The following is a 26526-nucleotide window of genomic DNA, read 5'->3' as shown; positions in this document are numbered from 1 at the left end:
TGCGACGATGCGGGACGTGGCTACCTTGCGGACCTCGGTACGACCTCCCTACGCCGCCTACTTGCGCGTGTACGAGCCGCTGGCTGCCTTCCGGGAGCCGGAGCGGTCCTACTGGCAGGGCTACGCCGCGGCCCGGCGCGGCCCGGCGGCGGTGGCCGGGGCGACCGCGCTGGAGGAGGCGCGGCGGCGGCTGGCCGACCTGATCGCGGTGCCGCCGGTGGCCGTGCCCGAGCAGGAGAGCCGGGAGGCCTTCGTGCACGAGGCGGACGGCGTGGTCTACCTCTGCCCGTGGCGCACCCGGCTGCGGAGCTGGATGGCCCTGGAGGAGCTCCAGGAGCTGCTCCCGGCGCCGCTACTGGACGCGGCGGTACCGGCGGGCGTACGGGCGGCCGCGGAGGCCGACTGGGACCGCTGGAGGGCGCAGAACCCGGACGGGCGGCCGTGGATCCTCACCGAGACCTGGAACGTGCCGGTGCGCTGGTTCCTGCTCTTCGGCCCGGAGGACCGGGAGTTCGAGCCGGGCCGCTGGACGGACGGCGCCGACGCGGACGGCGGCGATGGCGCGGACACCTCGGACACTGCGGAGGGCGCGGACGAGCCTGCGGGGGGCGTGAAGCGGCGGACCGCGCCGGTGATGCGCTACCGGACACCCATGGCCCAGGCGCGCAGGCGGGTCGCCCGCGGTTTCCGGGTGCTCCGGGACACCCTGGACGAGGGGCCGATGGTCGCCGGGGTGGAGGAGGTCGGCCGCTGGCTGGAGGAGTTCCACCCCCGTTCGCTGGTGGAGCTGGACTACGGCGGCCTGGTGGACGTCATCCCCGAGGAGGGCCTGGCGGCGGACCGCTCGGTCGAGGAGGTAGCCGAGGGAATAGCGGCTCTGCGCGAGGGGGACGGCGCCGGGGCGGGCCGCTCCTACCGGGCGCTGACCGAGCGCTGGCGGCGGGTGCAGGAGCTCCAGTACGCGAACTGACGGTGGGTCGGATCGTCCCGGCGGGTGCCAGGGAACGGCTCTGGCGGAGTTCCGCCACGACAGTTCACGCCACGGCTGGACCAGACCACCTCTGGGGACGCATGGCATCCTTCCCTCATACGTCACACGGGGGCTTATCTCCCGCCCACATGGGACCAACGTCCTGGAACGGGTCAATACCCCACGAACGTGACGTGACTCACCGTTGACGCGAAGTACTCTCAGGGTGTCAAAATAGGACAACCAGCCTCACCGCAGATCAATGTGTCCACAACCTGTGGAGATCTGCGGAGGATCGAGAGACTTCGCGGGGGACGCGGGGGGTCTGGGCATGTCATGACTGATCGTCACTAAGGGGTGACTGTCCGCTATGGCATGGTCCATGGCCATCCGTCGAGCTTGAACCCGCGAGGGTCAATTCCGATGGTTTGGCCGTCGGTGCTGGACGGATGGTGTAGTTGTAGTGCCGAGGACAAGCCGTTCGTCCTATTACCGACTCGGTCGGCGCATGCCATTTCGGGCATCGCAGACCAAGGTGCAGAATTTGAAGGAAAGAACCGCGTTGGTTCGGTTCTCCCGAGGAGGCCGCTCATGACCGCTCGTACCCCTGACGCCGAACCGCTGCTGACGCCGGCTGAGGTTGCCACCATGTTCCGCGTTGACCCCAAGACGGTCACTCGCTGGGCCAAGGCCGGCAAGCTCACGTCGATCCGTACGCTCGGTGGGCACCGCCGCTACCGTGAGGCGGAGGTCCGCGCTCTGCTGGCGGGCATTCCGCAGCAGCGCAGCGAGGCCTGAGGCTCGTAGTAACACCTCGTTTTCTGCGTCGGCACGCAGTAATTCGAGATCTTGCAGTGCACCTGAAACACAGAGAAGTCGCACCGAACTCCGCCGGGTTCGGTGCGACTTCTTTTTGCTGGTCAGGGTGGCCTTATCTGCCAGTGCAATTGTACATATAAAATTGATGCCCTCGTCGGGGTGTCGATGTGAGAGCATCTCAAGAAAATTTAAGTGACCTGTGTCACAGGTGTCACGGATGTGACAGCGGATGCACACCGGAACACACCGGAACGCACATCAGCCCGAATCCGGTGGGATTCGGGCTGATCACTGCGACCTCGACGGGACTTGAACCCGCGACCTCCACCTTGACAGGGTGGCGAGCTAACCAACTGCTCCACGAGGCCAGGCTGTGCTGTTCGACTCCCAGACCATACTCCATTCCGGGGGGTGAGGTCCAAACGCAGGTGGGACGCAGGTGGGCGCCGCCGGGGATCGCCCCGGGCATCAGTCGGCCGCCCCCAGCAGCGTTCCGGCGAGGTAGGTGACGCCCATGGCGAGCGCGCCGCCCGCGACGTTGCGCAGCACCGAGGCACGGACCGGAGCGCGACCCAGCCGCGCGCTCCCCCAACCGCAGAGCGCCAGGGCCGCCAGGACCGACACCACCGTGACGTACAGCCGGACCGACGCCGGCGGCAGCACCATGGCCAGCAGCGGCAGCAGGGCGCCCGCGGTGAAGGCCAGGAAGCTCGCCCCGGCCGCGTGCCACGGGTTGGTGAGCTCGTCCGGGTCGATGCCCAGCTCGGTCTCGGCGTGGGCGCCCAGGGCGTCGTGGGCGGTCAGCTGCCGGGCCACCTCGGCGGCGAGGTCCGGGGTGAGCCCCTTCTGCTGGTACAGGCCGGCCAGCTCGGCGAGTTCCGCCTCCGGGGTGCGGTCCAGTTCCAGCCGTTCCAGGTCCAGCGCGGCCTGCTCGGAGTCGCGCTGGGTGCTGACCGAGACGTACTCCCCGGCCGCCATCGACAGCGATCCGGCGAGCAGGCCGGCGAGACCGGCGGTCAGCAGCGTCTGCGCGGAGCCGGTCGCCCCGGCGACGCCGACCACCAGGCCGGCGGTGGACACGATGCCGTCGTTGGCGCCGAGGACGGCGGCGCGCAGCCAGTTCAGCCGGGTGGCCAGGCCGTCCTGGTGCGGTTCGTGCGGAGCGGCGCCGCTGTCGGTGGTCACTCCGGGGAGTCTGCCCGCAGGACGGCGGAGCGGCTACTCGCCGCGGGGCGTGTCGCGGGTTCCGGCGCCCGCACGGGTGCAGGCCGCCAGCAGGGCGCGGATGTCGTTCGAGATGATCGCGTCCACCCCGGCCGAGGCCAGCGCCGCCATCCGCAGCGGGTCGTCCACCGTCCAGGTGCTCACCTTCAGGCCCCGGCGCTGGATCCGGGCCACCCTGCCCCGGGTGAGCAGCCGGTGGTGCGGATTGAAGAACTGCGGGCGCACCCGGCGCATCAGCCCGGCGCGCGGCGGCAGCACGGACTCCCAGCTCATGGCGATGGCCGCCTCCGGCGCCGCCGCCCGCACGTCCACCAGCGCGGCCGGTACCCCGGTGAAGACGCTGCCGTCGAGCAGGCCCATCGACCGCACCAGCTCCACCGACACCCTTGCCTCGGACGGTGCCGGGACGTCCACCATCAGCGGGACGCCGCTGTCGGCGGCGAGCTCCAGCGCCTGACGCAGCGTCGGGATCCGCCAGTCGCCCTCGTGCGCGAGCCCGTCCAGCTCGGCGTGGGTGAGCGCGTCCACCCGCAGGTCGTGGCCCCACAGCCGGTTCAGCGTCTCGTCGTGCAGCAGCACCGGGACCCCGTCCCGGGTGAGCCGCACGTCGATCTCCACCCAGTCGGCGCCGAGCCCGATCGCCGACTCCACGGAGGGCAGGGTGTTCTCCCGCAGCAGCAGCGGATCGCCGCGGTGCGCCACCAGAAGTGTCATAAAAGGGAGTCTGCCCTCCCGAACCGGGCGCGGGCGAACGGACGGTGGGGGTATTGCCCGACGGCCTGTCGGTGCGTGTGTGTACTGTGAGCCCGCTCCACACCGAACCATCACTCAAGAATCTTGGGAGCACGGTGTCTCGTCGCCGACTCATAGTCCTGGCTGCCACTGGCGCAGCCGCTGTCATCGCAGTTCCCGGCACGGCCCTCGCCGCGGGTTCGACCACCGCCCCCGCCGTGTCCAAGCTGGTCGTCCAGAAGGTTCCGCTGACGACCACCTCGGTGGAGGGCCTCAGCGGCTTCTCCCACCCGGTCTTCTCCTCGCGCGCGGCCGGCGTCAAGGCCGCCGCCTCCACCCTGTCGTTCACCCCCACCCGCACCCCGGGCAAGGGCGCCTATGACGTCGAGTACAGCATCGACGTCACCGGCAGCACCGGTGCGGTGACCCTGACGGCCAGTTGGGACGGTGTCAAGGCCACCCCGATCACGGCGTCCGGCGACGGTGCTGTGGCGATCGGGCACACGTTCACCACGGTGGGCGAACACACCCTCAGCGTCAGCGTGACCGATCAGACCGGAACCTTCACCAACGGCACGCCCGTGTACCCCGACGGTTCGGACTACACCGCCTACGGTCCGACCCGGCTGCTGGACACCCGCGTCAGCAAGACCACGCTCAAGCCGAACACCACGGTCAAGGTGAAGGTCGGTGGCAACGGCGGCATCTCCGCCGACGCCATCGCGGCGATACTCAACCTGACCGTCACCAATGCCACCGGCGGCGGCTACATCACGGCCTACCCCGACGGCTCCGGCCGCCCGCCGAGCTCCAACGTGAACTTCGCGGCCAAGCAGACCGTGGCCAACCTGTCCTTCGTCCCCGTGGGCAGCGGGGGCTACGTGGACCTCTACAACGGCAGCAAGGGCACCGTCGACGTGATCGCCGACATCGACGGCTACTTCAGCCAGACCGCGGCCAGCGGCTACACCCCGGTCGGGCCGACCCGGCTGGTCGACACCCGCAAGGGCACCGGCGCGACCAAGGCGCAGATCCCCGCGAAGGGTTCCATCGCGGTCCAGATCGCGGGCAAGGCCGGCGTGCCCAGCGGGGTCACCGCAGTGGCGCTGAACGTCACCGCGACCAACGACAAGTCGGGCGGATACCTCACCACGTACCCGGACGGCAGCACCCCGCCGACGGCGTCCAACGTGAACTTCTCCGCCAACGAGACCGTCGCCAACGCGGTGGTCGTGCCGGTGGGCGCGGACGGCAAGATCCGCATCGCCAACGGCCCGGGGCTGGGCGTCGACGCCGTCGTGGACGTCGCGGGCTACTACAGCGCGGGCAGCACCAGCGCCTTCCTGCCGACCGACCCCACCCGGGTGGAGGACAGCCGGACCGACAAGCAGCCGATGGCCGCCTACGGCGGCATCGGGTTGCAGCTCGAGAAGAACGGGACGGAGGCGCTGCCGACGGCCCTGGTGTACAACGCGACGGTTCCGGTGGCCACCGGCCCCGGCTACCTCGCAGTGACGCCCGAGCCCACGACGGCGCCGACCTCGCTCCCCAGCGTCTCCACGCTGAACTTCGTGAAGAACCAGACGGTGCCGAACCTGGTCCAGGCCACCCCGGGCGCGACGACCGGAGCCATCGACTTCTGGAACGTCTCCGCCACGCCCAACCACCTGGTGGTGGACCTGTTCGGGTACTACCTGAACTACTGATCGTGAACCGCTGATCCTGAACCACTGATCAGCAGTGCCGTCCCACCGGCTCGTTGCCGCAGGGCAGCTGCCTCTCAGCGCAGCTGCCCTGCGGCGCGTCCGCGTCCCGCCGTCTTCCGCAATGCCCCGCGGTGGCGCACCGTGGTCGGATGGACACAGCTCGGGGTGGGGGTGCCGTGGCGGCGTCGGGAGCGGATGCGCTGGCCGCGTACGCGGCGGACGTGCTGGGGTCGGTGCGGCGGCGGGACCAGCGGGCCAGGGCGGTGGGCTGGCTGGAGCGGGCGGTGCTGGACGGGGGAGCCGGCGGCGGCGTGCCGCGGAACCTGCGGTACTTCGTCAACCGCTCGCCCTGGGATCCCGCGCCGGTGCTGCGGCGGATCGCCGAACGGGTGCTGCCGGTGCTCGGACCGCAGGCCTGGGTGGTCGAGGACGTCTCCTTCCCCAAACGGGGGCGGCTGTCGGTCGGCGTGGCCCGGCAGTTCAGCGCCGGCCTGGGCCGCAGGGCCCGCTGCCAGGTGGCGGTGGGCGTGCACGCCGTGGTCCCGGAGGCGTCCTGCCCGCTGCAGTGGCGGCTGTTCCTGAACCAGGAGTGGGCCGACGACGCGGAGCGGCGGCAGCAGGCGCGGGTGCCCGTCGGGATCGGGCACCGGGAGAAGTGGCGGCTGGCCCTGGACGCCCTGGACCAGCTGGCCGGGTGGGGGATGGTGCCACCGGTGCTGGTCGCCGACTCGGCCTACGGCACCGGCACCGCGTTCCGGGCCGGCCTGGCCGCTCGCGGGGTGCCCCATCTGGTCGGTGTGCACGGCGAGCTGACGGTGCATCCGGAGTCGCTGCGGCCCGCCGGGAGCACCGGCGCGGGTCGCGGCGCGCGCGGGCTGCCGCGCTACCGGGAGGCACCGTGGTCGGTCCGGGCGATGGCCCAGAGCGCCGGACGGGAGGCCTACGCCAGGGTCGACGGGGCCGGTCCGGCGACCCGCTTCCTGGCCCTGCGGGTGCGCCCGGCCGGGGCCCGGACCCGCCGGCTGGTGCGGGATGCGGCGGTGGCCCGCGAGGGCCGCTGGGACGGGGTGCTGCCGGTCGCCGGGCTGCTCGCCGAGTGGCCCGACGCGGCACCCGCGCCCTCCGGCTTCTGGCTGACCGATCTGCCCGAGCGGACTCCGCTGCCCGAGCTGGTGCGGCTGGCGGGGAGCCGGGGCAGGGTCGCCGAGGACCGTGCGGTGATGCGGGACAGGCTGGGGTTCGGGCACTACGAGGGCCGGTCCTGGCCGGGCTGGCACCACCACGTCACGCTGAGCACCGCCGCCCACGCCTTCACCGTCGAGCAGCGGCTCGGCTGAGATCCCGTCAGGTCCCGAGGCGGCGGGCCTGAGGCAATAGGACACTGCTCGGCAAACCTGCGTGTACCCCGGACGGGTCTGCGCGGTCGCGGTGCGTCCGGTTCGGCGCCCACGATGGGGCCAGGTGCGGGATCAGGAGCCCGGCCCCGGACGATGGGTGCGACGGTGGGCGTTTTTCACGTGGGTACAGGCACGCGTGCGGGGCGGCTGACGCTGGCCGGTGCGCTTCTCGCCGGGGGGACGGCCGCGGTCGTCGGGCTGGCGGCGTGCAGCAGCTCCTCAAGCAACGCGGGCAGTTCCGCCTCGTCGGCGGCCGCCTCGATGTCCGCCACCGCGGCCGCCACCGCGTCGTTCTCGGGGGAGGGCCCCTCGTCGCTGGCCTCCAAGGCGGCCTCCGCGGTGGCGGCGGCCGAGTCGGCGGCCGCCTCCTCGGCCGCGGCCGCCACGGCCTTCGCCTCCTCCGCGGCGGCGGGCACCGCCGCGATCAAGGCCGCCGCGACGGCGGCGCTGGCGAAGGTGGAGGGCAGCGGCAACGCCATGGCCGACGTCGGGCTGACCGGCCTCAACCGCGACCGGACCGGCGGCCTCTACGCGGCCATCGTCAACATCACCAACCGGACCGGCTCGACCGCGAACTTCGCGGTGCAGGTCGACTTCGTGGACGGTTCGGGCAAGGTGGTCGACAGCGACGTGGTCGGCGCCGCCGATCTGGCGGCCGGTCAGAAGGCCCAGCCGGTGGCCTTCAGCACCAAGCCGTCCGAGCTCAACCTGGTCCCCAGGGTCGCCAAGGCCCAGCACTACTGAGCACGGGTTCGGCCGAGAGGGTATTTCTTCCGGGCACGGCGGCGTGCCCACGTATGGATCAGATATACATATGGGACAGATGGGGCACCGCCCAGCGCGAGGAGCCCCTCCCATGAGTACTGCCGCCGCCGCTCCCGACGATTCGGGTAAGCGGTCCTTCACCCAGCGCATGCTGGACGGCATCGAGAAGGCGGGCAACAAGGTCCCGCATCCGGCCGTGATCTTCCTGCTGCTGATCGTCCTGGTGGTCGTGCTGTCGGCGATCCTGTCGGCGTTCGGCGTCCACGCGACCTACGAGACCGCCTCGCCGGCACCGGTCGCCGGCTCGGTCACCTATCCGCAGGGCACGAGCGAGCCCACGGTGAGCTACCCGCCGGGTGCGGCGCTCCACCCCGACGTGCACGTCACCACCGAGACCACGCACGTCAAGAGCCTGCTGACGGCCGACGGCATCCGCTTCATCTTCACCTCGGCGGTGGACAACTTCACCGACTTCGGTGTGGTCGGGGTGATCCTGGTGGCCATGGTCGGGGTGGGGCTCGCCGAGGAGGCGGGCCTGATCGGGGCGCTGATCCGAAAACTCGTCGCGGTCTCCCCGCCGGCGACGCTGACCTTCATCATCGTGCTGCTGGGCGTCCTGTCCAGCATCGCCTCGGACGCCGGCTACCTGGTGCTGATCCCGCTGGGCGCGGTCGCCTTCAAGAGCGTCGGACGCCATCCGCTGGCCGGGCTGGCCGCGGCCTTCGCCGCGGTCGGCGCCACCTTCGGGGTGAACGTCCTGATCACCCCGGTCGACGGCATCGTCACCGAGGTCACCAACGAGGCGATCCACCTGGTCGACCCCAACCGCAGCATCGACCTGACCTCCAACCTCTACTTCGGCATCGCCTCGACGTTCTTCCTGGCGATCGTCATCACCGTGCTCACCGAGAAGTTCGTCGAACCGAGCCTGGGCCCGTACCAGCCGCCGGCGCAGGCCGTCGCGGAGGAGGAGGCGGAAGGGACGCTCGCCCCCGAGCGGGAGGCGCGCGGCCTGAAGTTCGCCCTCTACGGGCTGCTGGCCGTCGTGGTGGTGCTGGTGCTGCTCACCGCGTTCCCGAGCGCTCCGCTGCGGAACCCGGAGACCGGCAGCGTCTTCGACAACTCGCCCTTCATGGACAGCCTGATCTTCATCATCATGCTGCTCTTCCTGGTGGCGGGGCTCTGCTACGGCGCCGGGGCCGGGACCCTCAAGGGCAGCGCTGCCGCGATGGCGGCCATCACCAAGACCTTCGCCGGCCTGGGCGGGCTGATCTTCCTGCTGCTGATCATCGCCCAGTTCATTGCCTACTTCAACTACTCCAACATGGCCACGGTGATCGCGGTGAAGCTGGCCGACGCGCTGGAGCGGGCCAACATCGGGGCGGTCTGGCTGCTGATCGGGTTCATCCTGGTGACCCTGGTCCTGGACATCATCATCCCCGGCGTCATCCCCAAGTGGGCGATCTTCGCGCCGATCTTCATCCCGCTGTTCATCCGCCTCGGCGTGGCCCCGCAGACCATCCTGGCCGCCTACCGGGTCGGCGACGGCCCGATGAACATCGTGACCCCGCTGATGGTCTACATCCCCTTCATCGTGCTGCTCACCCAGAAGTACAAGAAGGAAGCCGGCGTGGGCACGGTGGTGTCGATGATGCTGCCCTACACCCTGGTGGTCGCCGTCACCTGGCTGATCTTCTTCATCGCCTGGTACCTGATCGGCATCCCGCTGGGGCCGGGTGCACCCGTGCACCTCTAGGGCGAGCTGGACTTCCGCCGGAGCCCGTCCGCGGCGTCTGCCTGGCTTGTCGCGCAGTTCCCCGCGCCCCCAGGGGGCTGCAACTCACCCACAGCGGTCAGTTGCAGCCCCCTCAGGGGCGCGGGGAACTGCGCGACAAGCCCCCTACGGTCCGCAGCAAAGAATCCCTCAGGTGCCAGGACCCACCCGCTCCCACGGCCCGCTCCCCAGTACGTCTCCGACCAGGACCACCCGGTGGCCCCGCTCGGAGAGCAGGTTCAGCGCCCTGGTCAGCATCGCCCGCGCCGTCGCGTCCACGGCCGTCACCCGGTCGAGGTCCAGGACCAGCCGTCCCGGGGCCGCCGGCACGCGATCGGCCAGGGCGAACAGCAGCCGTTCCGCCGCCGTGAAGTCCAGCGCCCCCTGTGCCGCCAGCAGGGCCCCGCCGCCGGCCACCGCCTCGGCGCCGTCCGGGAGAACCGTCGCCGCTCCCGGCGCGGGGTTGTGCATCAGGTGCAGACCGAACCGCTCCGACAGCTCGCGCAGCACCGCCACCCCCCGCACCGGATTCCCCACCCGGTCCAGCCGGGGGCTGTGCACCGCCACGCCGAAGCGGGCCGGGGCGACCGCGACCAGGCCGCCCGACACCCCGCTCTTGGCCGGCAGCCCCACCCGCAGCATCCACTCGCCCGCCGCGTCGTACATCCCGCAGGTGGCCATGACCGCCAGCACCTGCACGGCGACCGGCTCCGGGACGACGGCCTCGCCGGTAACCGGGTTGACCCCGCCGTTCCCCAGCGTCGCGGCCATCACCGCCAGGTCCTCGACGGTGGCGCGCACCGAGCACTGGCGGAAGTAGGTGTCCACCGCCTCCGCCGGGTCGCCGGCCAGTGCACCGGTCCCGCGCATCAGATAGGCCAGCGCCCGGTTGCGGTCCCCGGTCTCCGCCTCCGAGCGGTACACCGCCTCGTCGACCTCCAGCCGACGCCCGGCGAAGCGGCCCAGGCAGTCCAGGATCCGCGCGAAGCGCTCCCCGGGGTCCGCCGCCGGGACCAGCGCGGTGACCGCGATGGCGCCCGCGTTGATCATCGGGTTCGCCGGGCGCCCGGTCACCGGGTCCAGGCTGATCGCGTTGAACGCCTCGCCGCTGGGCTCGCAGCCGACCCGCCGGCCCACCGGGTCCGTGCCGAGCTCGGCCAGGGCAAGGGCGAGGACGAAGGGCTTGGTCACCGACTGCAGGGTGAAGCCGGTCCTGGAGTCGCCGGCCTGGTAGCGGTGCCCGTCCATGCTCACCAGGGCCAGGCCGAAGCAGTCCGGGTCGGCCAGGGCCAGCTGCGGGATGTAGTCGGCCACCTCGCCCTGGTCCAGGTCCCGGCAGCGCCGGTACAGGTCGGCCAGGGCCTCGCTGACGACATCGATACCGGCAGGTCGCTGAGGCGGCGTCATGCTCCGATCGTGCTGGACGGGAGCGGGGCCGGCCACTCGGACGGCGGGTCCACCGGCTCCGCCGCGCGCGTGCGGGCGCGGGTCCGGGTGCGTTGCCGGGTGCGTTTCCGCGAGGTGGGCCAGAGCAGCACATAAGCGGTGGAGAGCACCACGAAGCCGAGCCGGACCAGCCCGCGCGCCGGGTCCGAGGGGATCAGCAGCGTCCCCCCGTACAGCGACAGCAGCGCGATCCAGCTCCACCACGGCACCAGCCGCCGCTGGCCCACCGCGTCCCAGATCAGCGTGCCCAGCAGCACCGAGGCGGTGTAGTAGGTGTAGACGCTGGGGTCCAGCAGGATCCGGGCGTCGGCGCCCAGCAGCACCACGGCCGGCCAGCGCCCGCGCAGCACCGCGAGCGCCCCCAGCACCAGTCCCAGCGAGAGCTGCGCCGGGCGGTCCCAGGGCGGGGTGGACGGCGCGCTGACCCCCAGCCAGCGCAGCGAGGAGGCGGGCTGGTTGGGGATGACGAACCTGGCGGCGGCCACCGAGTCCAGGTTGCCCAGGTAGAAGGGCAGCCAGGCGACCGCGACCAGGGCGCAGAACAGCGCCGACACCCGCAGCCGCCGTCCCTGCGGCAGCACCAGCAGCAGCGCGGCGAAGGAGAGCGCCCAGGGCTTGGAGTCGGCGGCCAGCGCCAGCCAGACCCCGACGGCGGTGCTCCGGCCCCGGCTCAGCGAGTACACCGCCAGCGTGGTGAAGAACAGCGCCAGCGCGTCGTCCAGGTGCGCGAACCGTACCGACACCTCCACCCACATCGGTATGAAGGCCAGCCCGGCGATGAGTATCCGCTGCTGCAGGCGCCGGTGGTTGGTCCCGGTGCCCAGGTAGTGCTGGGCCGCGGTGCGGCCCACCAGGATCAGCATCAGCAGGCCCAGCGCCGACATGACCGCCTCGGCCAGCAGCTGTCCGGTCTGCGGCGGGAAGGGCGCGAACAGCCGGGCGGCGAGCAGGCTCACCGGCCCGATCTGCAGCTCCGGATGCCGGGCGTAGAGGGAGAGGCCGCCTCCCGGGGCGTCGCCGAAGAGCAGTTGCTCGCCCTGCCGCAGGTAGTGCCAGGACACCCCGCCGCTCCGGGCCACCAGCAGGAACCAGACCACGGTCCACAGCCCGAGCAGGGCGTTGTGGCGGCGCAGCGGGAGGAAGCCGATCCGCCCGGTCCGCCTGCCGTAGTCGCCGCCGGCGGCTGCTCCCTCGACTCGGCTGCCCACCTGGTCCTCCCCGCCCCGCGCGACCGCACATACGCCCGACAGGGCGCGCACAGGCTACGGGGCGGACGTAAGAGGAAAGCATGCGTCCGCTCCGGGGCGGCGCCCGCGACGACGAGAAGCCCCCGGTGAGTGATCTCACCGGGGGCTTCTCCACTGCTTCACGCAGTACCGCTGTGGCCAGGGGCGGGGTCGAACCGCCGACCTACCGCTTTTCAGGCGGTCGCTCGTACCAACTGAGCTACCTGGCCGTGGTCCCCCTCGAAAGGAGGAACACTGCGACCTCGACGGGACTTGAACCCGCGACCTCCACCTTGACAGGGTGGCGAGCTAACCAACTGCTCCACGAGGCCTCGCACAGGCGAACCTGCGCGCGGTGTAATGCGTACCCCCAACGGGATTCGAACCCGTGCTACCGCCTTGAAAGGGCGGCGTCCTGGGCCACTAGACGATGAGGGCGCTGGCCCTCCCGGCTTCCTTGCGGCCGTCGGGGACGTTCAGAAGCATATGGGATGGGGACGGGTAACGCCAAAATGGTTTCGTTCCGCCCCGTCCCGAGGAGCACCGTGCTGGAGATGTCCCGAGAGCGGTTCGAGGAGCTGGTGGGTGAGGCGCTCGACCGGATACCGCCCGAGCTGGCCCGGCTGATGGACAACGTGGTGATCTTCGTGGAGGACGAGCCCGAGCCCGGTATGCCGGAACTGCTCGGACTGTACGAGGGGACGCCGCTGACCGAACGCGGCGACTGGTACGCCGGGGTGCTGCCGGACCGGATCACCGTCTACCGCAACCCCATCCTGCGGATCTGTGCGACGGAGGAGCAGGCGGTCGCGGAGGTGGGGGTGACCGTGGTGCATGAGATCGGTCACCACTTCGGCATCGACGACGAGCGGCTGCACGCACTCGGGTACGGCTGAGAAGGGTCGGGATCGGGGCTGTGGCCGGATCCCGGTGTGCCGGGCCGAACGGCCGTGTCCTTTCGCCGCGCCCTCCCGTTGGACTGAGGAGGGCCGTCGGTGGCGGTCGCCGTACCGAACGGGAAGCGGGGCCGCGCACGGTGGGCAGCAGGATTGATGGTGGTGGGGCCGGACTGCGGCGGAGGCTTCGGACCGTCGCGGTGGGGGCCGCGGTCGGCGCGCTGGCGGCGGTGGCGCTGACCGGGTGCACCGAGGTGGACGGCGCCGGCAGCCCCTCGGTGACGGGAGGGCCGGTCTCCGAGGGGGCCTCCGCCCCGGGCCACTCGCAGGACGGCATCGGCGGCCGGACCAGGACCGGGGCCCAGCACCAGCCAGGGGCCGGCCAGTCCGCCGGCGCCGCGCCCAGCGGTACCGGCAACGCAGCGTCAGGAGCCGCGCAGGCCACCGCTCCGGGCGCTCCCGGTGCGGCCGTCGCGGAGCAGACCCCGGTCGCCGGCGGCTCCCCCGCGCAGGGCGTCGCGGCCGGCACCTCCGGCGGTGGCGGTGCCGGCGGCGCCGGCGGTGCAGGCACCACTGCTGGGGGCTCGGGCGGGGGCATGACCGGTGCGCCCACCCCGTCCGCGGTCCCCTCGACCGCTCCGGCCACCCAGCCGGTGACGCCCACGTCGGACCCGGCCTCCAGCGCCCCGTCCCAGCCGGCCCCCTCCAACTCGACCCAGTGAGGCGGGAATAGAATCAGGGCCCGGTTCGCTGACCACCTCGTGAGGCAGCGTACGGATGGGCCTCAGGTCGCCCTTCGCACTCCCGGCCAAGATCGAGCTGTTTGCGTGGGGGGTCGGGCCTAGGCTATCTTGGTAGATCGTTGTTTGTTTCATTTGCCCGGCGCTGCTGCTACTCCCATCAGGCGCCCTGGCGCGTACCGTGCACTCCGTGGCTGACCGCATTGAGGCGGTTGTAGGTGAACCCCGCGGAATTGGCGCGTGCCATATTCCGGAAGGTTCTTCATGTCTCTCGTTGACGACGACCGCTTCGCCATGCCCGAAAACGGCACCGAGGCCCCCGCCGCCACCGTCACCACGGATGTCACCGCTGAGTCGACCGACTCTGCGGACGGCACCGACTCCATCGACACCACCGCGACCGACACCGCTGACGTCGACACCGACGCCGCCCCCGCCTCGGCGGAATCCGCCGAGCCCGCCGAGCCGAAGGTCACCTTCGGCGACCTGGGCCTGCACCAGGACATCGTCCGCACCCTCGCCAAGCGCGGGGTCACCGAGCCCTTCCCGATCCAGGCCGCGACCATCCCGGACGCGCTGGCCGGCAAGGACGTCCTCGGCCGTGGCCGTACCGGCTCCGGCAAGACCCTGAGCTTCGGCCTGCCGCTGCTGACCCGCCTCGGCGGCAACCGCAGCCAGGCCAAGCGCCCGCGCGGCCTGATCCTGGTCCCGACCCGCGAGCTGGCCATGCAGGTCGCCGACGCCCTGGAGCCGTACGGCTCGGTGCTCAACCTGCGCCTCAAGGTGGTCTGCGGCGGCACCTCGATGTCCAACCAGATCTACGCGCTGGAGCGCGGCGTCGACATCCTCGTCGCCACCCCCGGCCGACTGCGCGACCTGCTGAACCGCGGCGCCTGCACCCTGGACGAGACCGAGGTCATCGTCCTGGACGAGGCCGACCAGATGGCCGACATGGGCTTCATGCCCGAGGTCACCGAGATCCTGGACCAGGTCCCGGCCGGCGGCCAGCGGATGCTGTTCTCCGCCACGCTGGAGAACGAGATCGACACCCTGGTCAAGCGCTACCTCAAGAACCCGGTGACGCACGAGGTCGACCCGTCGGCCGGCGCCGTCACCACCATGAGCCACCACGTCCTGGTCGTGAAGCCCAAGGACAAGGCCCCGGTCACCAACGCCATCGCCGCCCGCAAGGGCCGGACGATCATCTTCGTCCGCACCCAGATGGGCTGCGACCGGGTCGCCGAGCAGCTGCGCGACGCCGGCGTCCTCGCCGACGCCCTGCACGGCGGCATGACCCAGGGCGCGCGCACCGCGACCCTGGGCGACTTCAAGGACGGCTACGTCAACGTCCTGGTCGCCACCGACGTCGCGGCCCGCGGCATCCACGTCGACGACGTCGACCTGGTGCTGAACGTGGACCCGGCCGGTGACCACAAGGACTACCTGCACCGCTCCGGCCGCACCGCGCGGGCCGGCCGTTCCGGCACCGTCGTCACGCTGATCCTCCCGCACCAGCGCCGGAGCGCGTTCCGCCTGCTGGAGGACGCCGGAGTCGACGCCACCCGGCACATCGTCGGCGGCGCCTTCGACGCCGACCTGATCAAGATCACCGGTGCCCGCTCGCTGAGCGAGGTGCAGGCCGAGTCGGTCGCGACCCAGGCCAAGCAGGCCGAGAAGGACGTCCAGGAGCTGACCCGCGAGCTGGAGCGTGCCACCAAGCACGCCGCCGACCTGCGGGCCGACGCCGAGCGTCTGGCCGCCCGGGCCGCACGTGAGCGGGCCGAACTGGGCATCGAGGACGAGCCGGTGGCCGACGCCGCGGCGGAGACCGTCGCCGAGGCGACCGTCCCGGCGCAGAGCGCGGCCGTGGACGTCGAGGACAGCCGTCCGGCGCGCACCACATCGGTGCGCGACGAGCGCGGCCGCGACAGCCGTGAGGGTCGTGACAGCCGGGGCTTCGAGCGCCGTGACGACCGCGGCGGCGAGCGTGGCGGTGACCGCGGTGGTTTCCAGCGTCGTGACGACCGTCCGTCCTACGGTGGCGGCCGTTCCTCCTACGGTGACCGTGACAACCGCGGTTCGGACCGTGGCGGCGAGCGCGGCGGCTTCCAGCGTCGTGACGACCGCGGCGGTTCCGGCGGTGGCTTCCAGCGCCGTGACGACCGTCCGTCCACCTCGGGCGGCCGCTCCTACGGCGACCGCGACAACCGTTCCGGTGGCGCCTCCGGCGGTGGTTTCCAGCGTCGTGACGACCGTCCGTCCTACGGTGGCGGCCGTTCCTCCTACGGTGACCGTGACAACCGCGGTTCGGACCGCGGCGGCGAGCGCGGCGGCTTCCAGCGCCGTGACGACCGTCCGTCCTACGGCGAGCGCAGCGGCCGTCCGTCCAGCCCCTACAAGAGCCGTGACGACCGCAGCGGTGGCGGCAGCAGCCGTCCGGCCTTCGGCCGCCGTGACGACCACCGTCCGGCCTCCGGCGGCGGCCGCTCCTTCGGTGACCGCGACAGCCGCCCCGGTGGCTTCCAGCGCCGTGACGACCGTCCGTCCTTCGGTGGCGGCGACCGCAACAAGCCGCGCTGGAAGAACTGACGCACCCAGCACCTGAAACACCGCTGCCCCACCGGAACTCCGGTGGGGCAGCGGTGTTTTGACTGAAGCTTTACCAAGGGTGGGAGCGGTTCTTGTACTGACTTAGAGGACAAACCGCCGGGGGCGCATTGCTACGCTCCGCCTGATCTTGTGCGCGGGGCTTGAGGGGACTGTGGGCCTTCTGAACGGACCCACACACGGCGCCGTCGCATCCACGCGAGCGCGAGGGGGGACACCCATGTCCAGGGGAACGACGACGCGGCCGACCGGCCGCCGTCGCAACGAGAGAGGCCGGGGCGGCCGGGGAAGCCTGGGCGGCCGGGGAGGCCGCGTGTCGGCCGGAGGCCCGTTCGGCCTGCTGGTACTGCTGCTGGCGGTGCTGTCCGCACTGCTGCTGCCCGTGACCGGTGCCGAGGCGGCGGCGAAGGCGCCCCGTGCGGGGTCCCAGACGATCGATCCGACCATTCCGACGCCGACGGCGGCGGAGATGGGGACGGACCCCGGCACCACCGGTGGCACCAGCTGCGGAGCGGGCGGCTCGTCCTGGCTGGCGTACAGCGGCGCCACCCAGGTGAGGCTCAAGGTGTCGCTTCCGGCACTGCCGGCGGTGAACGGGCTCTGGTCCACCACAGCGCATGTCTGGGACACCGACGGCTCGTCAGCCGTCGACGTCTCGGACTCGGACCTGGCCGGCGGCGAGACGGCCTACATGTACCTCAACCTGCCGCTCGTCGACGGTCACACGTACGGCTGGTACGCCCAGATAGCCAACGCGACCGCGTCTTCGCCCGAGTCGGTCAGCTGCTACTTCACGGTGGACGCAGGCTGGCCGTCCACCCCGCTGGTCTCGAGCACCGACTTTCCGTCCCTCGCGGGTGTCGCGCCGGTCAAGAGCGCCAACCAGCTGGGCACCTTCGACATCAGCGGTTCGAAGGACCCGCTTCCGTCCGGGTGCACCTCGGCGTCTGCGCCCGACTGCAAGGCGAGCGGCCTCGCCTACTACCTCTACTCGGTGGACAGCCAGCCGGGATCAGGTTCCCCGCAGCTGACCCCGGACGACTGCGGCAACGCCTCGCTGGGCCTCTCCTTCGGCTGGGGCACCCACACCCTCTTCGTGACCCCGATCGACAAGGCGGGTTTGCGCGGCGGCACGGTCCAGTACACCTTCTACGTCTCGTCGCAGACCCTGCCTCCGGCGCCGGCCTCGACGCCGCCACCTGCCTGCACCACCTATGTGCCGGTGGCGCCGACCCGGGTGCTCGACACCCGGAGCGGTACGGGCGGCTTCAACAGGCCGCTGGGCGCCGGCGGATCGCTGGCCCTGCCGGTGGCCGGACGCGCCGGGGTGCCGTCGAGCGGCGTCGGAGCCGTCGTGCTGAATGTGACGGCGACCGGGGCGACCCTCAGCAGCTGGATGTCGGTCTACCCGGACGGACAGCCCCGGCCGACCGTGTCCAACCTGAACTTCGGCAAGGGGCGGACGGTGGCCAACCTGGTGACGGTGCCGGTGGTGGACGGGCAGGTGGACCTCTACAACGCCTACGGCTCGGTCAACGCCGTAGCCGACCTGGTCGGCTACTACACGACGGCGGCGACCGGCTCGACCTTCGTGAGCTCAGGGCCGACCCGGGTGCTGGACACCCGGACCGGAACCGGAACCCCCAAGCAGCAGCTGGCCGCGGGGAAGGCGATCCCGCTGCAGATCGCCGGGGTGAACGGGGCTCCCGAGAAGGTGACGGCGGTGGCCATGAACGTCACCGCGACCGGGTCGACCCAGGGCGGCTACGTCACCGCCTACCCGGACGGCCAGGCCCGGCCCACCACTTCGACGGTGAACTTCGCCGCGAAGCAGACCACACCGAACCTCGCGATCGTGCCGGTGGTGGACGGGAAGATCGACTTCTACAACGGCTTCGGCTCGGTCGACGTCGTCGCTGACATCACCGGCTACTTCACCGGCGACGACACCGGGGCGTACTTCTACCCCACCGTTCCGACCCGGCTGCTGGACACCCGTAATGGAACGGGCGGCTTCCACAAGCCGGTGAGCGCAACTGCGGGCATCGCGCTCCCGGTGGCCGGCCAGCCCCCGGTGCCCGCGACGGGAGTGTCGGCCGTTGTGATGAACGTGACCGTCACCGGGGCGACGCTCGGCGGCTGGCTGGCGGTCTGCCCGGACGGGCAGGGGAAGCCGACGACCTCCACGCTGAACTTCACCCCGGGGCAGACCGTCGCCAACCTGTCGATCACCCCGATGACCGACGGCAAGGTCGACTTCTTCAACGGCTTCGGCACCGTCAACGTCATCGCCGACCTGGCCGGCTACTTCAGCACCAGCTGACACCCCTGCCACCGGCTGCCCCGCCCCGCCACCCGGCGGGCCGGGGCAGCCCGGCAGCCACTCGCCCCGGGCCCTGCCGATCGGCACGGCAATCCGGTGGCGGAACCAGCCGTAGATCCAGGTAGGCTTCACTCGGCAGCTCGCCCTGTCCCTTCCGGGGGCAGCGGCACCGCAGCCTGGGCCGCTAGCTCAATTGGCAGAGCTGCGGACTTTTAATCCGTAGGTTGTGGGTTCGAGCCCCACGCGGCCCACCCTGTGATCAAGCCCCCACCAGGCAACTCGCCTGCGGTGGGGGCTTTTTCGTATCCGGCGGGAGATCACATGGAGGCCCTGCTCGCCCGCTGCTCGCCCGCTGCTCGCTCGAACGCTAGATGATCTACGTTTTCCGGGGCGGCGCGTTCCGGTCGGCTACTCGACCTGAGTGCGGGTCTTGCTCGCGGTGGCCTTGGCGTCAATCCGCTTGGTGGCCCCAGGTGCAGGGCTGAGCCGCCGCCCAGGCGATGGCCGCTCCGGGAGCTCGTTCGTCTCATGGGTGAGCCAGCGCAGGAATGCGACCAGGTGCCCGTTCATGTCGGATCCGACCTCGGCGGCAGCGGTCTTGGCCCGCTCGTACAGCTCGGGCTCGGGCCGGAAGGTCCTGGCCGGATTCTTGTGGACTGAAGGCATGGACAGATCTTCGCACGGTGGATTGCCACCGGTCCATCCCTCTGCGCACAGTGGTGGCCAGCCACCTTGGTCAGCTCAAATAGGCGGTCCCGCTGGGGAGTTCGGCCAGCAGCAGTAGTCCGCCCCGGCCGGGCGGTGCAACAGCTGCCCGGCCCCGGGCTACCGTCGCAGGCTCCTTGATCAATCCGCTCTGCACCGGCAGTAGCAGGGTCACCCGTGGTGGCCTCCGCCCCCGAAGTCCCCGCCGCCGTGGTGGATACCGGGGTCGTGGTGGGCGTGGTGGCCGCCGCTGGAGTGGTGAGCGTCGTCGGAGGAGTCCGCCCCGGTCCATGCGCCCTGGGCATCGGGGTCGCTCGACCGCCGGCGGTCGTCCACGCCATCTGTGACCAAGCGGATCACAAGGACCGCGAACGCGATCACGACGACGACGGCGATCAGGATGTCGAACACGCTCATGGGGTCCCCCGGGTTCATGGTGCGTCTGGCGGGCTCAGCGTGGCATAGGTACTGACCTGCGGCAATGGACTTGACCCAGTCCTGAGGAACCCCGTCGGGGCGGCTGTGCCCACACGTCGCGTCCGCCGTTTCGCCGGCCGACCTGCTCCGGGACTCGATAGCCGAGCATTGCGTCGAGTCGTCTCCTCAACCATGAAGACTTGACGCTCACCGACGCGATTGAGGGAGACAGCGCTGATCCGGAGCGGCCACCCGTCACGGCGAGGGACTCGACCACGGTCATGACGACGGTGGCAGCCACTGACCCTCACACTGCGGGGTCGGTCACAGAGGTACCCACAATCCGGGTGTCTCTGCTACCAGATCCAGATCATCCGAGGGTCGGCATCGCCGTTCGCGTCAACACCGATGAGGTGAGCTGCCTCAGGCCCTGGGCGGGACGCCTCATCCAGGGGGATCGCGAAGCGGTGCTCGCCGGAGTCGACGGTCAGCAGCCGGTCGGGGACGAGGAGGCACTCGTCGACGGTGAGGCCGATGTACCGGCGCATGATCGTCGGGGAGCTCCCCTCTGGGAAGCGCCAGCCCTGGCAGCCGAACATGCCGAACGGGTCGGCGAGAGCACGAAGGACCGGACCGTCGAAGTGCATCTCGACGTAGTCGCGCACGAAGCACACGGCGCTGATCTCCCTACCGACGAGCATCTGCAGCGGCAGGGCGGGGTCATCGATTGGGGTCACGGCAGCCATGCTGCCAGAGGACCGGGCGGCGAGGTCCTTAGCCTGCTCGGGCCGGGCGGAGAAGCCCTCCTGTGCCGACGTTGCACTACTCGTGCGGCTCGATGCTGTTCACGTCATCGAGCCCCCGTTGGACTGAGGCCAGCCAGTCTGTCCACCGCGCCGGGTCGGACTGCATGTACTGCCAGAGCAGTACCAGCCCTTCATCGGGCCGCTCCTCCAGCGCAATGTACTGATCCACCATGTAGAAGGCCGCGCGGTAGGCCTGCTCCAATGTCAGCGTGGCGGGAGACCGATCTTGGGTGCTCATGCCCGGCATCTTCACGCATCGCCGCCCTGAACCCCGCCCGACAGGCCGCACACCACCTCAGCCAGCGATCAGCGACTACGTCCGCCAGGCCTTGGCCGCCCGGTCGTCCGCCCGGTGGGGTCCGCCAGCTGCAGCGAGATGTACGCCTCGCGCTTGAACGGGTCGGTGGCGTTCGGGTACTGGGTGATGTCGACCGACCCGATCTCGTAGGCGCGCCCTTGTAGCTCGACGTCCAGGCACACCGGCTGGGTGGCGCGGAACTGCGACTCTCCCCAGCCCTGGCGCGGATTGTGCACACCGCCGCACCACGGTGGGCACTCGGTCAGGAACTCGTTGGGCATGTCGGGGGCGCGGTCTTGCACGTCTACTCCTGGAGAGGATGTCGGCCCCGGCGCGATACGCGTACCGCCGGGGCCATGGTGCCGGTACCTGCTGGGGCCAACCACAGTGGTCCCGGCACCGTCCCCGCCGTCCGCGGCCTCCCCAGCAACACGGACGGGGCGAGGAACTGGTGACCGTCCGGACTGCCTGGGAGCAGGACGGCCGTCGGGCCTCGCCCGGCTGCGGCACCAGCGCAGGGGCCAGCCGGGCTGGAGATCAGAAGTATGACGGCAGCGCCGGCACGTGGTCGCCGTTGCCGGCCAGCCTGCGGGCGTCGGCGAGGACCACCGCTAGGCAGGGGCGGCAGAACCGGATGTCCCAGCCGGGCCCGGTGCCAGCCTCGATGCCGCCGACGATCACGGTGTGGCGCTCCTTCTTGCACCGGTCGCAGTTCCGGCGCAGGTACGTCGAGGTGAACGCGATGGTGTTGAGGAACGCCGAGTCGTCGGGGTGCGGATCGTGGTCGGTCACGGCTTGGGCTCCTCGGGGCAGTCCGGGCAGGAGAAGAGACGGAACGTCACCACGCGCTGGTAGCTGCCGTGCTGGTGCACACTCTCGGTCGTGCCGACCGCGACCCTGTCCCCGCGGAGGCTCGTCTTGCACCAGACGCAGCGCAGGCCGCGGCACTGGTCGACGTGCAGGTCCCACGGATGCGGCAGCACCCGGACCGTGACCGCGTCCGGGGCAACGGGTTCCGACGGGGCGGTCACGGCCGGTCCGCCCGCAGCGGATCGTCGGCGACATGTCGGGGGCAGGCGACGACGGGCCAGCCGTAGCGCCCGCCGTCCCCGTCGCCGGTGTAGACGTGGCCGGCCGGGACCAGCGGGCCGGTGGTGGTGCCGCAGAAGAAGCACGCCAAGGCGTGCAACCTCCCGAACGTCACATCGTCGACCGGTAAGGCAATGACCGGGCTCAGCTGGTCGAGGTCCATCACGGCCCCTTCACGTTGCGTGATGTCCACGGTGCCGTGAGTACTGGCCGGATCTCCATCTTGTTGCAGTCTGTTGCACTCAGATGTGACAGGCGATCACGAGAGGCCGATCAGGGCCTTGTCGATCAGAGCGCGCGCCGCACCGCCGTAGACCGCCAAGCCACCGAGCGCGAGGAACGCCCGCTCGTACAAGGCGATCTCGCTCGGGGTGGTCACATTGATCTCGGCGCTGAGGTTCTCCACGATGACCCGGTCCAGGTCGAACATGTAGAACGTCTCCAGCTGCCACATGGCTGAGCGCTCCGAGGCGAACGGGATGACGCCCAGGGCCAGCGAGGGCAGCCGCATCGCCTCGACCAGGTAGGCCAGCTGCTCCTGCATTACCGCACGGTTCCCGATGCGATTGTGCAGGACGGACTCCTCCATCAGGACTACGAACCGGTGACCGGCCGTCGACAGTGCCTGTCGGCGCCGGAGCCGGGACGCCACGGCCTCTTCGATGTCGATGGTCGGCACGTCGCGGAACGTCGCGATGGACGTCAACAGGGTGCGGGCGTAACCCGCCGTCTGCAGGAAGCCGGGCATCTGGCTGGAGGTGTACACGCGCTGGAGCCGGGTGCGGTCATGCAGCGGGAGCAGGTCATCCTGAAGACGCCGGTAGCCGCCGCGCAGATGCCGGCGCCACTCGGTGTACAGCTGGTCCGCCTGCCGGTTGTCGGCGAGCAGATCCGCCAGCAGGTCGCCGCTGTCGCAAGCCATGCACCAGGTACGGATGTCGGTGTCGGACGGGGCCGTGCGGCCGGTCTCGATGCGCGAGGTCTTGGACGGCGACCAGCCGCAGCGCGCCGCGTGCCCGCGCACGTCCAGGGCAGCGTCCAGGCGCAGGTCCCGCAGGCGTGCGCCCAGGCGTTCCCGGGCGGCCTGCGCGGCGGAGGAGGCGGAGCGGGGCACGGTGAGCTAGCTGATCTGGAAGTCCTCGTGCGGGGTCGCACGCTCCCACACGGCCTCGAAGGACGCCCGGCACATCTTGACCACCTCGGTCTCCTCGCGCAATTCGTCGTAGGTCCACGTGCCATCGCCGGCGAAGTAGTGGAAGCGCACCGCGCGGTCGTCGAAGACCCAGAAGTCATTCCCTGGCAGGCACAGATCCGACGCCTCGGTCCGCAGGAGCCAGCGGACCTGCTCGCCCGCGAGGGTGTTCACGTCGGTGGCCGCGTGCTCGTACCGGATATAGGCGCTGGCCGGGATGGAGATGATGCGGGCGCGCCGTACCGCGACACCGCGCGCGGTGGCGTCGCGGACCTTCGCTACCCAGGACGCCCAGTACGGGGAGGCCGGGTCGGCGTCCCGCTGGCCGGTCTGGCGCCAGCGGGCGAAGTCGTCGGCTTCCTCGTCGACCTGGTAGTGGTCGCGCATCTCCAGGTGCAGGGCGGTGGAGGTGGTGGCGGCGAGTAGTTCAGCGAACGGCGGGATCTTCTGCGGCATCGCACGCTCTCCTGAGTGCCGGCACCATGCGGGCCGGGATCCTGACGACGGCTTCCCCGGCCGGGACTCCCGGGGAGTGGTGCGGTGCCGGCGACTGGGCGACGTCGGCGAGCAGGGCGGCGTCGGCCTCCCAGCCCTGGATGACGATGTCCGCGGTGTCGGGGTCGACCCATACGGTGGGGCTGTGGTCGTTGCCGGTCTCCGGGTCCACGTCGATGAAGATTAGTGCCATGATCGCCATCCTCGGTAGCGCGTGCAGGCTGTTGCACGCAGACTCCCGTGGGGGTGACGGACCGTCAAGAGACGGTTACCGGCCATCCTGGCGCGTGGATCAGTAGGAGCACCGTTTCGAACGCCGCGTCACCATCGCGCATCTTCCCCGCACGCTGCTGCCAGCCACTGCGATGCTGCCGGGATGCGCCGAACCCTCACCCTCACCAGTGCCGCCCTGCTGCTCGCACTCACCGGCTGCTCAAGCGCGGCCAGCACCACCGGCAGCAGCGATGCCGCGACACCCACCACCGGGACGAGCCCGGCCAGCAGCGCCACCACCTCCGTGACGGTCAGCAGCAAAGCCGTCGCTACCTCCGGGGACCTCACCGCGACCACCGCCATGGCGCTGCTCACCGCGAAGGTCCCCACGGCCAAGCTGACCGGTGTGATCACCGAGAACAACGACGGCAACAACCTCATCGGCCGGCCGCACCAGTACACCTCGAAGGTCACCTTCAAGGACTCCCGGATCTCCGCCGGTGACACAGTCGGCTTCAAGGCGGGCGACCTGGAGTTCGGCGGCGCGGTCGAGGTCTTCGGCACACCTGCGGACGCGACGGCACGGGCCAAGTACATCCAAGCCGTCACCGCGAGCATCCCCGCGCTCGCCGAGTACGACTACGTCCACGGCACGGTCCTGGTCCGCGTCAGCCACTTCCTCAAGCCCAGCCAGGCCAAAGGGTACGAGCAGGCTGTAGGCAGCATCGGGTAGCCCTACGCTGCTCCGCATGTCATCAGTACAGTGGGGCGACGTCCCTACCTGGATCACTGCGGTAGCCACCCTTGCAGCAGCCGGCGGCGCGTTCTTCGCAGCAGTTACCGCCTTTCGCCAACTCCGCGAGCAGCGGAGTGAGATTGCACGCCAGGGTGCCGAGCAGGCGCGCCTTGCGTTACTCCAGAACAAGCAACTTGAGCAGCTCAACCAGCAAGCGTCAGCGCTTCGGAGGACCCAGGCCGAGCAGGCTTGTGTCAGCTTCGGCCCGGTATTCACCTCATTCAACACGATGGAGCCCTCGCCAGGTGGCTTCGCCGCTGTGACGGTGGACAACCAGTCCGGGAGGCCTTTCCGGAACGTCCGGAGTCGCCTTGTGATCGACGGTGCGCACTATCCGTCGAACCTGGTGTATCCAGGCACAGCGTCGCCTAACGAGACTGTGGACACTGCCCCGGGCCGCGAGTACGAACCGTTCCTCGTCAGGGGAGGAGACACACGACAGATCATCTGGTCCAAGCTGTACAACCGGGGTCAGCGTTTCCTCCTGCGGTTCCAGGATGATGCAGGCATTGAGTGGCAAGTCGACCATGACCTTCACCTCGCCGAAGCGCCCGATGCCGACTGGTGATCAGAACTTCGTGGCGTAGGCGGCAGAGCGGCTGATCTTCAGGGCGATCGGACCAACCGGTCCGCAGCTACGCTCCGCACGGCGGTCCTGGCATCGGCCGAGCGGGACCCCTGCACCCGTCTGGGCGTCGAGTCGGTCCGGGCCGCTGTCAGTGCCGGGAGCTACCGTGCGCCCATGCGCCCCGACCGGTTCCTCAAGCACCTCACCGCCACCGCCATGACCATCCCGGGCGTCACCCGCGCCGAACAGGTACCCGACGACGAGCGCAGCAAGCGGCCCTACCTCCTCGCCGTCGAGGCCGGCGGGAAGACCACCCGGTGGCAGGTCGTCGCCGTCAGCGCCCCCGGCGACAAGTACAGCGAACCCGAGCGCGAACCCGTGACCGGCCCGCCGCCCGCTGCCCCGGTGACCGCCCCCGCGGCCGTCGGCAGCCCGGACCAGGTCGAGGCAGCGCTCCTCACCGCCCTGCTCGCTGCCGACGATGGGGAGATCGCCGCCGTCGACCCGTACTCGCAGCGGACCCCGCCCGGCGCCATCGACCACGGGGCCACGATCCTGTTCCACGACGGGTCGAAGATCTTCCTCAACCACGGGAGGTAGGGCAGCGAAGTCGAACCCCCGGTCACCGTTCGGCAACACCCCGCAGGCCGCACGCTGGCCGGTGCCAAGCTGGCCCCCTTCGTCTCACCCAAGGGGGACACCATGGGACTCTTCGGCAACAAGCAGACCAGCGCCACGACGGCGCCGTTAGCCGAGTACAAGGTCGTGTACCGCGGCGGACTGCCCCACCTGCCCAAGGCCAAGGTCGCCGGCATCGAACTGCGCTACTGGCCCGACCGGCTCACCCTCGACCCCACCAGCGCCGCCAAGAAGTTCTGGGACCCCCTCAGCATCCCCTACGGCGCGATCAGCGACCTCACCATCGAGCAGCGCCAGGTCAGCACCGCCGAATCGCTGCTCGCCTCGGGCAGTCGAGGCGGCATCCGGGACCTGGCCACCCACAACAATATCCACCTGGCCTACAGCGACCCGACCGGGCAGCCGATGCTGCTGCGGGTGGAGATGCTCACCGGCGTCACCGTCAGCGGCCAGGCCAAGAAGTGCGCCGAGATGCTCGACATGATCCGCGTCCACGGCATCCGCGACCACTTCGCCACCCCGTCGGCTACCACCACCCCGGCGGCCTCCGGATCGGTCGCGGACGAGCTGGCCAAGCTCGGCCAACTGATGCAACAGGGCATCCTGTCGGCTGACGAGTTCGCCGCCGCGAAAGCCCGGCTCCTCGGCCAGTAGCCAGCGCCACCGAGCCCACTGAAGGAGAG

The 26526-nt window shown here is 70.7% G+C and carries 29 protein-coding genes and 5 tRNA genes; 15 read left to right on the top strand and 19 right to left on the bottom strand.

The genetic code is table 11. From position 1 onward, the window contains the following. Positions 1 to 7 precede the first annotated feature (7 nt). Together ABUW04_RS12555 and bldC are read left to right on the top strand one after the other, a co-directional pair. On the top strand, positions 8 to 970 hold the full coding sequence (locus tag ABUW04_RS12555) for a hypothetical protein (protein ID WP_380564604.1): 963 nt from the start codon (positions 8 to 10) through the stop codon (positions 968 to 970). A gap of 591 nt (positions 971 to 1561) precedes the next feature. Beyond that, the gene (gene bldC, locus ABUW04_RS12550) at positions 1562 to 1768 is read left to right on the top strand and encodes a developmental transcriptional regulator BldC (protein WP_003949541.1); all 207 of its coding nucleotides are present in this window, start codon (positions 1562 to 1564) and stop codon (positions 1766 to 1768) included. Between the two features lie 315 nt (positions 1769 to 2083). Here the strand turns inward: bldC and ABUW04_RS12545 are convergent. The 3 genes from ABUW04_RS12545 to ABUW04_RS12535 form a co-directional block, all read right to left on the bottom strand. Further along, positions 2084 to 2157, bottom strand: a tRNA-Asp gene (locus ABUW04_RS12545). Positions 2158 to 2257: 100 nt separating this feature from the next. Continuing rightward, positions 2258 to 2974, bottom strand: coding sequence for a VIT1/CCC1 transporter family protein (locus ABUW04_RS12540; protein WP_380564603.1), 717 nt, complete (start codon positions 2972 to 2974; stop codon positions 2258 to 2260). Positions 2975 to 3007: 33 nt separating this feature from the next. After that, positions 3008 to 3727 (bottom strand): glycerophosphodiester phosphodiesterase, encoded by a 720-nt coding sequence (locus tag ABUW04_RS12535; protein WP_380564602.1) that lies wholly within the window; start codon positions 3725 to 3727, stop codon positions 3008 to 3010. Between the two features lie 236 nt (positions 3728 to 3963). Here ABUW04_RS12535 and ABUW04_RS12530 point away from each other — a divergent pair, with 236 nt between their 5' ends. The 4 genes from ABUW04_RS12530 (at position 3964) to ABUW04_RS12515 (ending at position 9369) form a co-directional block, all read left to right on the top strand. Then, positions 3964 to 5451 carry a hypothetical protein gene (locus ABUW04_RS12530; protein WP_380564601.1) on the top strand — a complete coding sequence of 496 codons (1488 nt, stop codon included), beginning with the start codon at positions 3964 to 3966 and terminating at the stop codon, positions 5449 to 5451. A gap of 149 nt (positions 5452 to 5600) precedes the next feature. Further along, positions 5601 to 6788: an IS701 family transposase gene (locus tag ABUW04_RS12525; protein ID WP_380564600.1), complete on the top strand. Its 1188-nt coding sequence runs from the start codon at positions 5601 to 5603 to the stop codon at positions 6786 to 6788. A 180-nt stretch (positions 6789 to 6968) separates the two neighbouring features. Next, the gene (locus ABUW04_RS12520; protein ID WP_380564599.1) at positions 6969 to 7592 is read left to right on the top strand and encodes a hypothetical protein; all 624 of its coding nucleotides are present in this window, start codon (positions 6969 to 6971) and stop codon (positions 7590 to 7592) included. A gap of 112 nt (positions 7593 to 7704) precedes the next feature. Then, positions 7705 to 9369, top strand: coding sequence for an AbgT family transporter (locus ABUW04_RS12515; RefSeq protein ID WP_030258111.1), 1665 nt, complete (start codon positions 7705 to 7707; stop codon positions 9367 to 9369). Between the two features lie 168 nt (positions 9370 to 9537). On the opposite strand, the gene glsA is transcribed toward ABUW04_RS12515, so the two are convergent. The 5 genes from glsA to ABUW04_RS12490 all read right to left on the bottom strand — a co-directional run bounded on the left by glsA (position 9538) and on the right by ABUW04_RS12490 (position 12497). Next, positions 9538 to 10794: a glutaminase A gene (glsA, locus tag ABUW04_RS12510; protein ID WP_380564598.1), complete on the bottom strand. Its 1257-nt coding sequence runs from the start codon at positions 10792 to 10794 to the stop codon at positions 9538 to 9540. Beyond that, on the bottom strand, positions 10791 to 12041 hold the full coding sequence (locus tag ABUW04_RS12505; protein ID WP_380564597.1) for a hypothetical protein: 1251 nt from the start codon (positions 12039 to 12041) through the stop codon (positions 10791 to 10793). Before ABUW04_RS12505 ends, glsA begins: the two co-directional genes overlap by 4 nt. A 174-nt stretch (positions 12042 to 12215) precedes the next feature. Further along, positions 12216 to 12289: transfer RNA gene (locus tag ABUW04_RS12500), tRNA-Phe, on the bottom strand. A 28-nt stretch (positions 12290 to 12317) separates the two neighbouring features. After that, positions 12318 to 12391: transfer RNA gene (locus ABUW04_RS12495), tRNA-Asp, on the bottom strand. A gap of 33 nt (positions 12392 to 12424) precedes the next feature. Next, positions 12425 to 12497, bottom strand: a tRNA-Glu gene (locus tag ABUW04_RS12490). 107 nt (positions 12498 to 12604) lie between these two features. Between ABUW04_RS12490 and ABUW04_RS12485 the strand changes: the two genes are divergently transcribed. From ABUW04_RS12485 to ABUW04_RS12465, 5 genes are all read left to right on the top strand, one after another. After that, positions 12605 to 12955 (top strand): metallopeptidase family protein, encoded by a 351-nt coding sequence (locus tag ABUW04_RS12485; RefSeq protein ID WP_030258119.1) that lies wholly within the window; start codon positions 12605 to 12607, stop codon positions 12953 to 12955. A gap of 200 nt (positions 12956 to 13155) precedes the next feature. After that, positions 13156 to 13677 carry a hypothetical protein gene (locus ABUW04_RS12480; RefSeq protein WP_380564596.1) on the top strand — a complete coding sequence of 174 codons (522 nt, stop codon included), beginning with the start codon at positions 13156 to 13158 and terminating at the stop codon, positions 13675 to 13677. A 282-nt stretch (positions 13678 to 13959) separates the two neighbouring features. After that, complete coding sequence (locus ABUW04_RS12475) at positions 13960 to 16284, top strand: DEAD/DEAH box helicase (RefSeq protein ID WP_380564595.1); 2325 nt, start codon at positions 13960 to 13962, stop codon at positions 16282 to 16284. A gap of 331 nt (positions 16285 to 16615) precedes the next feature. Continuing rightward, complete coding sequence (locus tag ABUW04_RS12470) at positions 16616 to 18625, top strand: hypothetical protein (protein ID WP_380564594.1); 2010 nt, start codon at positions 16616 to 16618, stop codon at positions 18623 to 18625. Positions 18626 to 18803: 178 nt separating this feature from the next. Next, positions 18804 to 18876 (top strand) — tRNA-Lys (locus ABUW04_RS12465). A gap of 157 nt (positions 18877 to 19033) precedes the next feature. On the opposite strand, the gene ABUW04_RS12460 is transcribed toward ABUW04_RS12465, so the two are convergent. From ABUW04_RS12460 to ABUW04_RS12410, 11 genes are all read right to left on the bottom strand, one after another. Then, positions 19034 to 19291 carry a hypothetical protein gene (locus ABUW04_RS12460; RefSeq protein ID WP_380564593.1) on the bottom strand — a complete coding sequence of 86 codons (258 nt, stop codon included), beginning with the start codon at positions 19289 to 19291 and terminating at the stop codon, positions 19034 to 19036. A gap of 210 nt (positions 19292 to 19501) precedes the next feature. Further along, positions 19502 to 19747 carry a hypothetical protein gene (locus ABUW04_RS12455; RefSeq protein ID WP_380564592.1) on the bottom strand — a complete coding sequence of 82 codons (246 nt, stop codon included), beginning with the start codon at positions 19745 to 19747 and terminating at the stop codon, positions 19502 to 19504. Positions 19748 to 20103: 356 nt separating this feature from the next. Beyond that, positions 20104 to 20493 carry a hypothetical protein gene (locus ABUW04_RS12450; protein WP_380564591.1) on the bottom strand — a complete coding sequence of 130 codons (390 nt, stop codon included), beginning with the start codon at positions 20491 to 20493 and terminating at the stop codon, positions 20104 to 20106. A 76-nt stretch (positions 20494 to 20569) separates the two neighbouring features. Continuing rightward, complete coding sequence (locus tag ABUW04_RS12445) at positions 20570 to 20791, bottom strand: hypothetical protein (protein ID WP_380564590.1); 222 nt, start codon at positions 20789 to 20791, stop codon at positions 20570 to 20572. 68 nt (positions 20792 to 20859) lie between these two features. After that, entirely contained in the window at positions 20860 to 21153 is a 294-nt protein-coding gene (locus tag ABUW04_RS12440) for a DUF6907 domain-containing protein (protein WP_380564589.1), read from the bottom strand. A 235-nt stretch (positions 21154 to 21388) separates the two neighbouring features. Then, a complete protein-coding gene (locus ABUW04_RS12435) occupies positions 21389 to 21643 on the bottom strand; it encodes a hypothetical protein (protein ID WP_380564588.1) in 255 nt (84 codons plus the stop codon). Further along, entirely contained in the window at positions 21640 to 21882 is a 243-nt protein-coding gene (locus ABUW04_RS12430; RefSeq protein WP_380564587.1) for a hypothetical protein, read from the bottom strand. The genes ABUW04_RS12435 and ABUW04_RS12430 overlap by 4 nt, the downstream gene beginning before the upstream one ends. Next, the gene (locus tag ABUW04_RS12425) at positions 21879 to 22133 is read right to left on the bottom strand and encodes a hypothetical protein (RefSeq protein WP_380564586.1); all 255 of its coding nucleotides are present in this window, start codon (positions 22131 to 22133) and stop codon (positions 21879 to 21881) included. The genes ABUW04_RS12430 and ABUW04_RS12425 overlap by 4 nt, the downstream gene beginning before the upstream one ends. Positions 22134 to 22199: 66 nt before the next feature. Continuing rightward, on the bottom strand, positions 22200 to 23054 hold the full coding sequence (locus ABUW04_RS12420) for a helix-turn-helix domain-containing protein (protein WP_380564585.1): 855 nt from the start codon (positions 23052 to 23054) through the stop codon (positions 22200 to 22202). A 6-nt stretch (positions 23055 to 23060) separates the two neighbouring features. Beyond that, on the bottom strand, positions 23061 to 23588 hold the full coding sequence (locus tag ABUW04_RS12415; RefSeq protein WP_380564584.1) for a DUF6879 family protein: 528 nt from the start codon (positions 23586 to 23588) through the stop codon (positions 23061 to 23063). Continuing rightward, entirely contained in the window at positions 23560 to 23820 is a 261-nt protein-coding gene (locus tag ABUW04_RS12410; RefSeq protein ID WP_380564583.1) for a hypothetical protein, read from the bottom strand. Before ABUW04_RS12410 ends, ABUW04_RS12415 begins: the two co-directional genes overlap by 29 nt. A gap of 183 nt (positions 23821 to 24003) precedes the next feature. Between ABUW04_RS12410 and ABUW04_RS12405 the strand changes: the two genes are divergently transcribed. The 4 genes from ABUW04_RS12405 to ABUW04_RS12390 all read left to right on the top strand — a co-directional run bounded on the left by ABUW04_RS12405 (position 24004) and on the right by ABUW04_RS12390 (position 26497). Next, positions 24004 to 24573: a hypothetical protein gene (locus ABUW04_RS12405; protein ID WP_380564582.1), complete on the top strand. Its 570-nt coding sequence runs from the start codon at positions 24004 to 24006 to the stop codon at positions 24571 to 24573. A gap of 16 nt (positions 24574 to 24589) precedes the next feature. After that, positions 24590 to 25204, top strand: a complete 615-nt coding sequence (locus tag ABUW04_RS12400) for a hypothetical protein (RefSeq protein ID WP_380564581.1) — start codon at positions 24590 to 24592, stop codon at positions 25202 to 25204. Between the two features lie 174 nt (positions 25205 to 25378). Beyond that, positions 25379 to 25804, top strand: a complete 426-nt coding sequence (locus ABUW04_RS12395) for a hypothetical protein (protein ID WP_380564580.1) — start codon at positions 25379 to 25381, stop codon at positions 25802 to 25804. Between the two features lie 102 nt (positions 25805 to 25906). Then, positions 25907 to 26497 (top strand): SHOCT domain-containing protein, encoded by a 591-nt coding sequence (locus tag ABUW04_RS12390; RefSeq protein ID WP_380564579.1) that lies wholly within the window; start codon positions 25907 to 25909, stop codon positions 26495 to 26497. Positions 26498 to 26526: the final 29 nt, after the last annotated feature.

The sequence above is a fragment of the Streptacidiphilus jeojiensis genome, from assembly GCF_042510965.1.
Taxonomy (GTDB): domain Bacteria; phylum Actinomycetota; class Actinomycetes; order Streptomycetales; family Streptomycetaceae; genus Streptacidiphilus; species Streptacidiphilus jeojiensis.
Note: the sequence above shows the minus strand (reverse complement) of the source record. Positions and strands in the feature narration are given on the sequence as shown.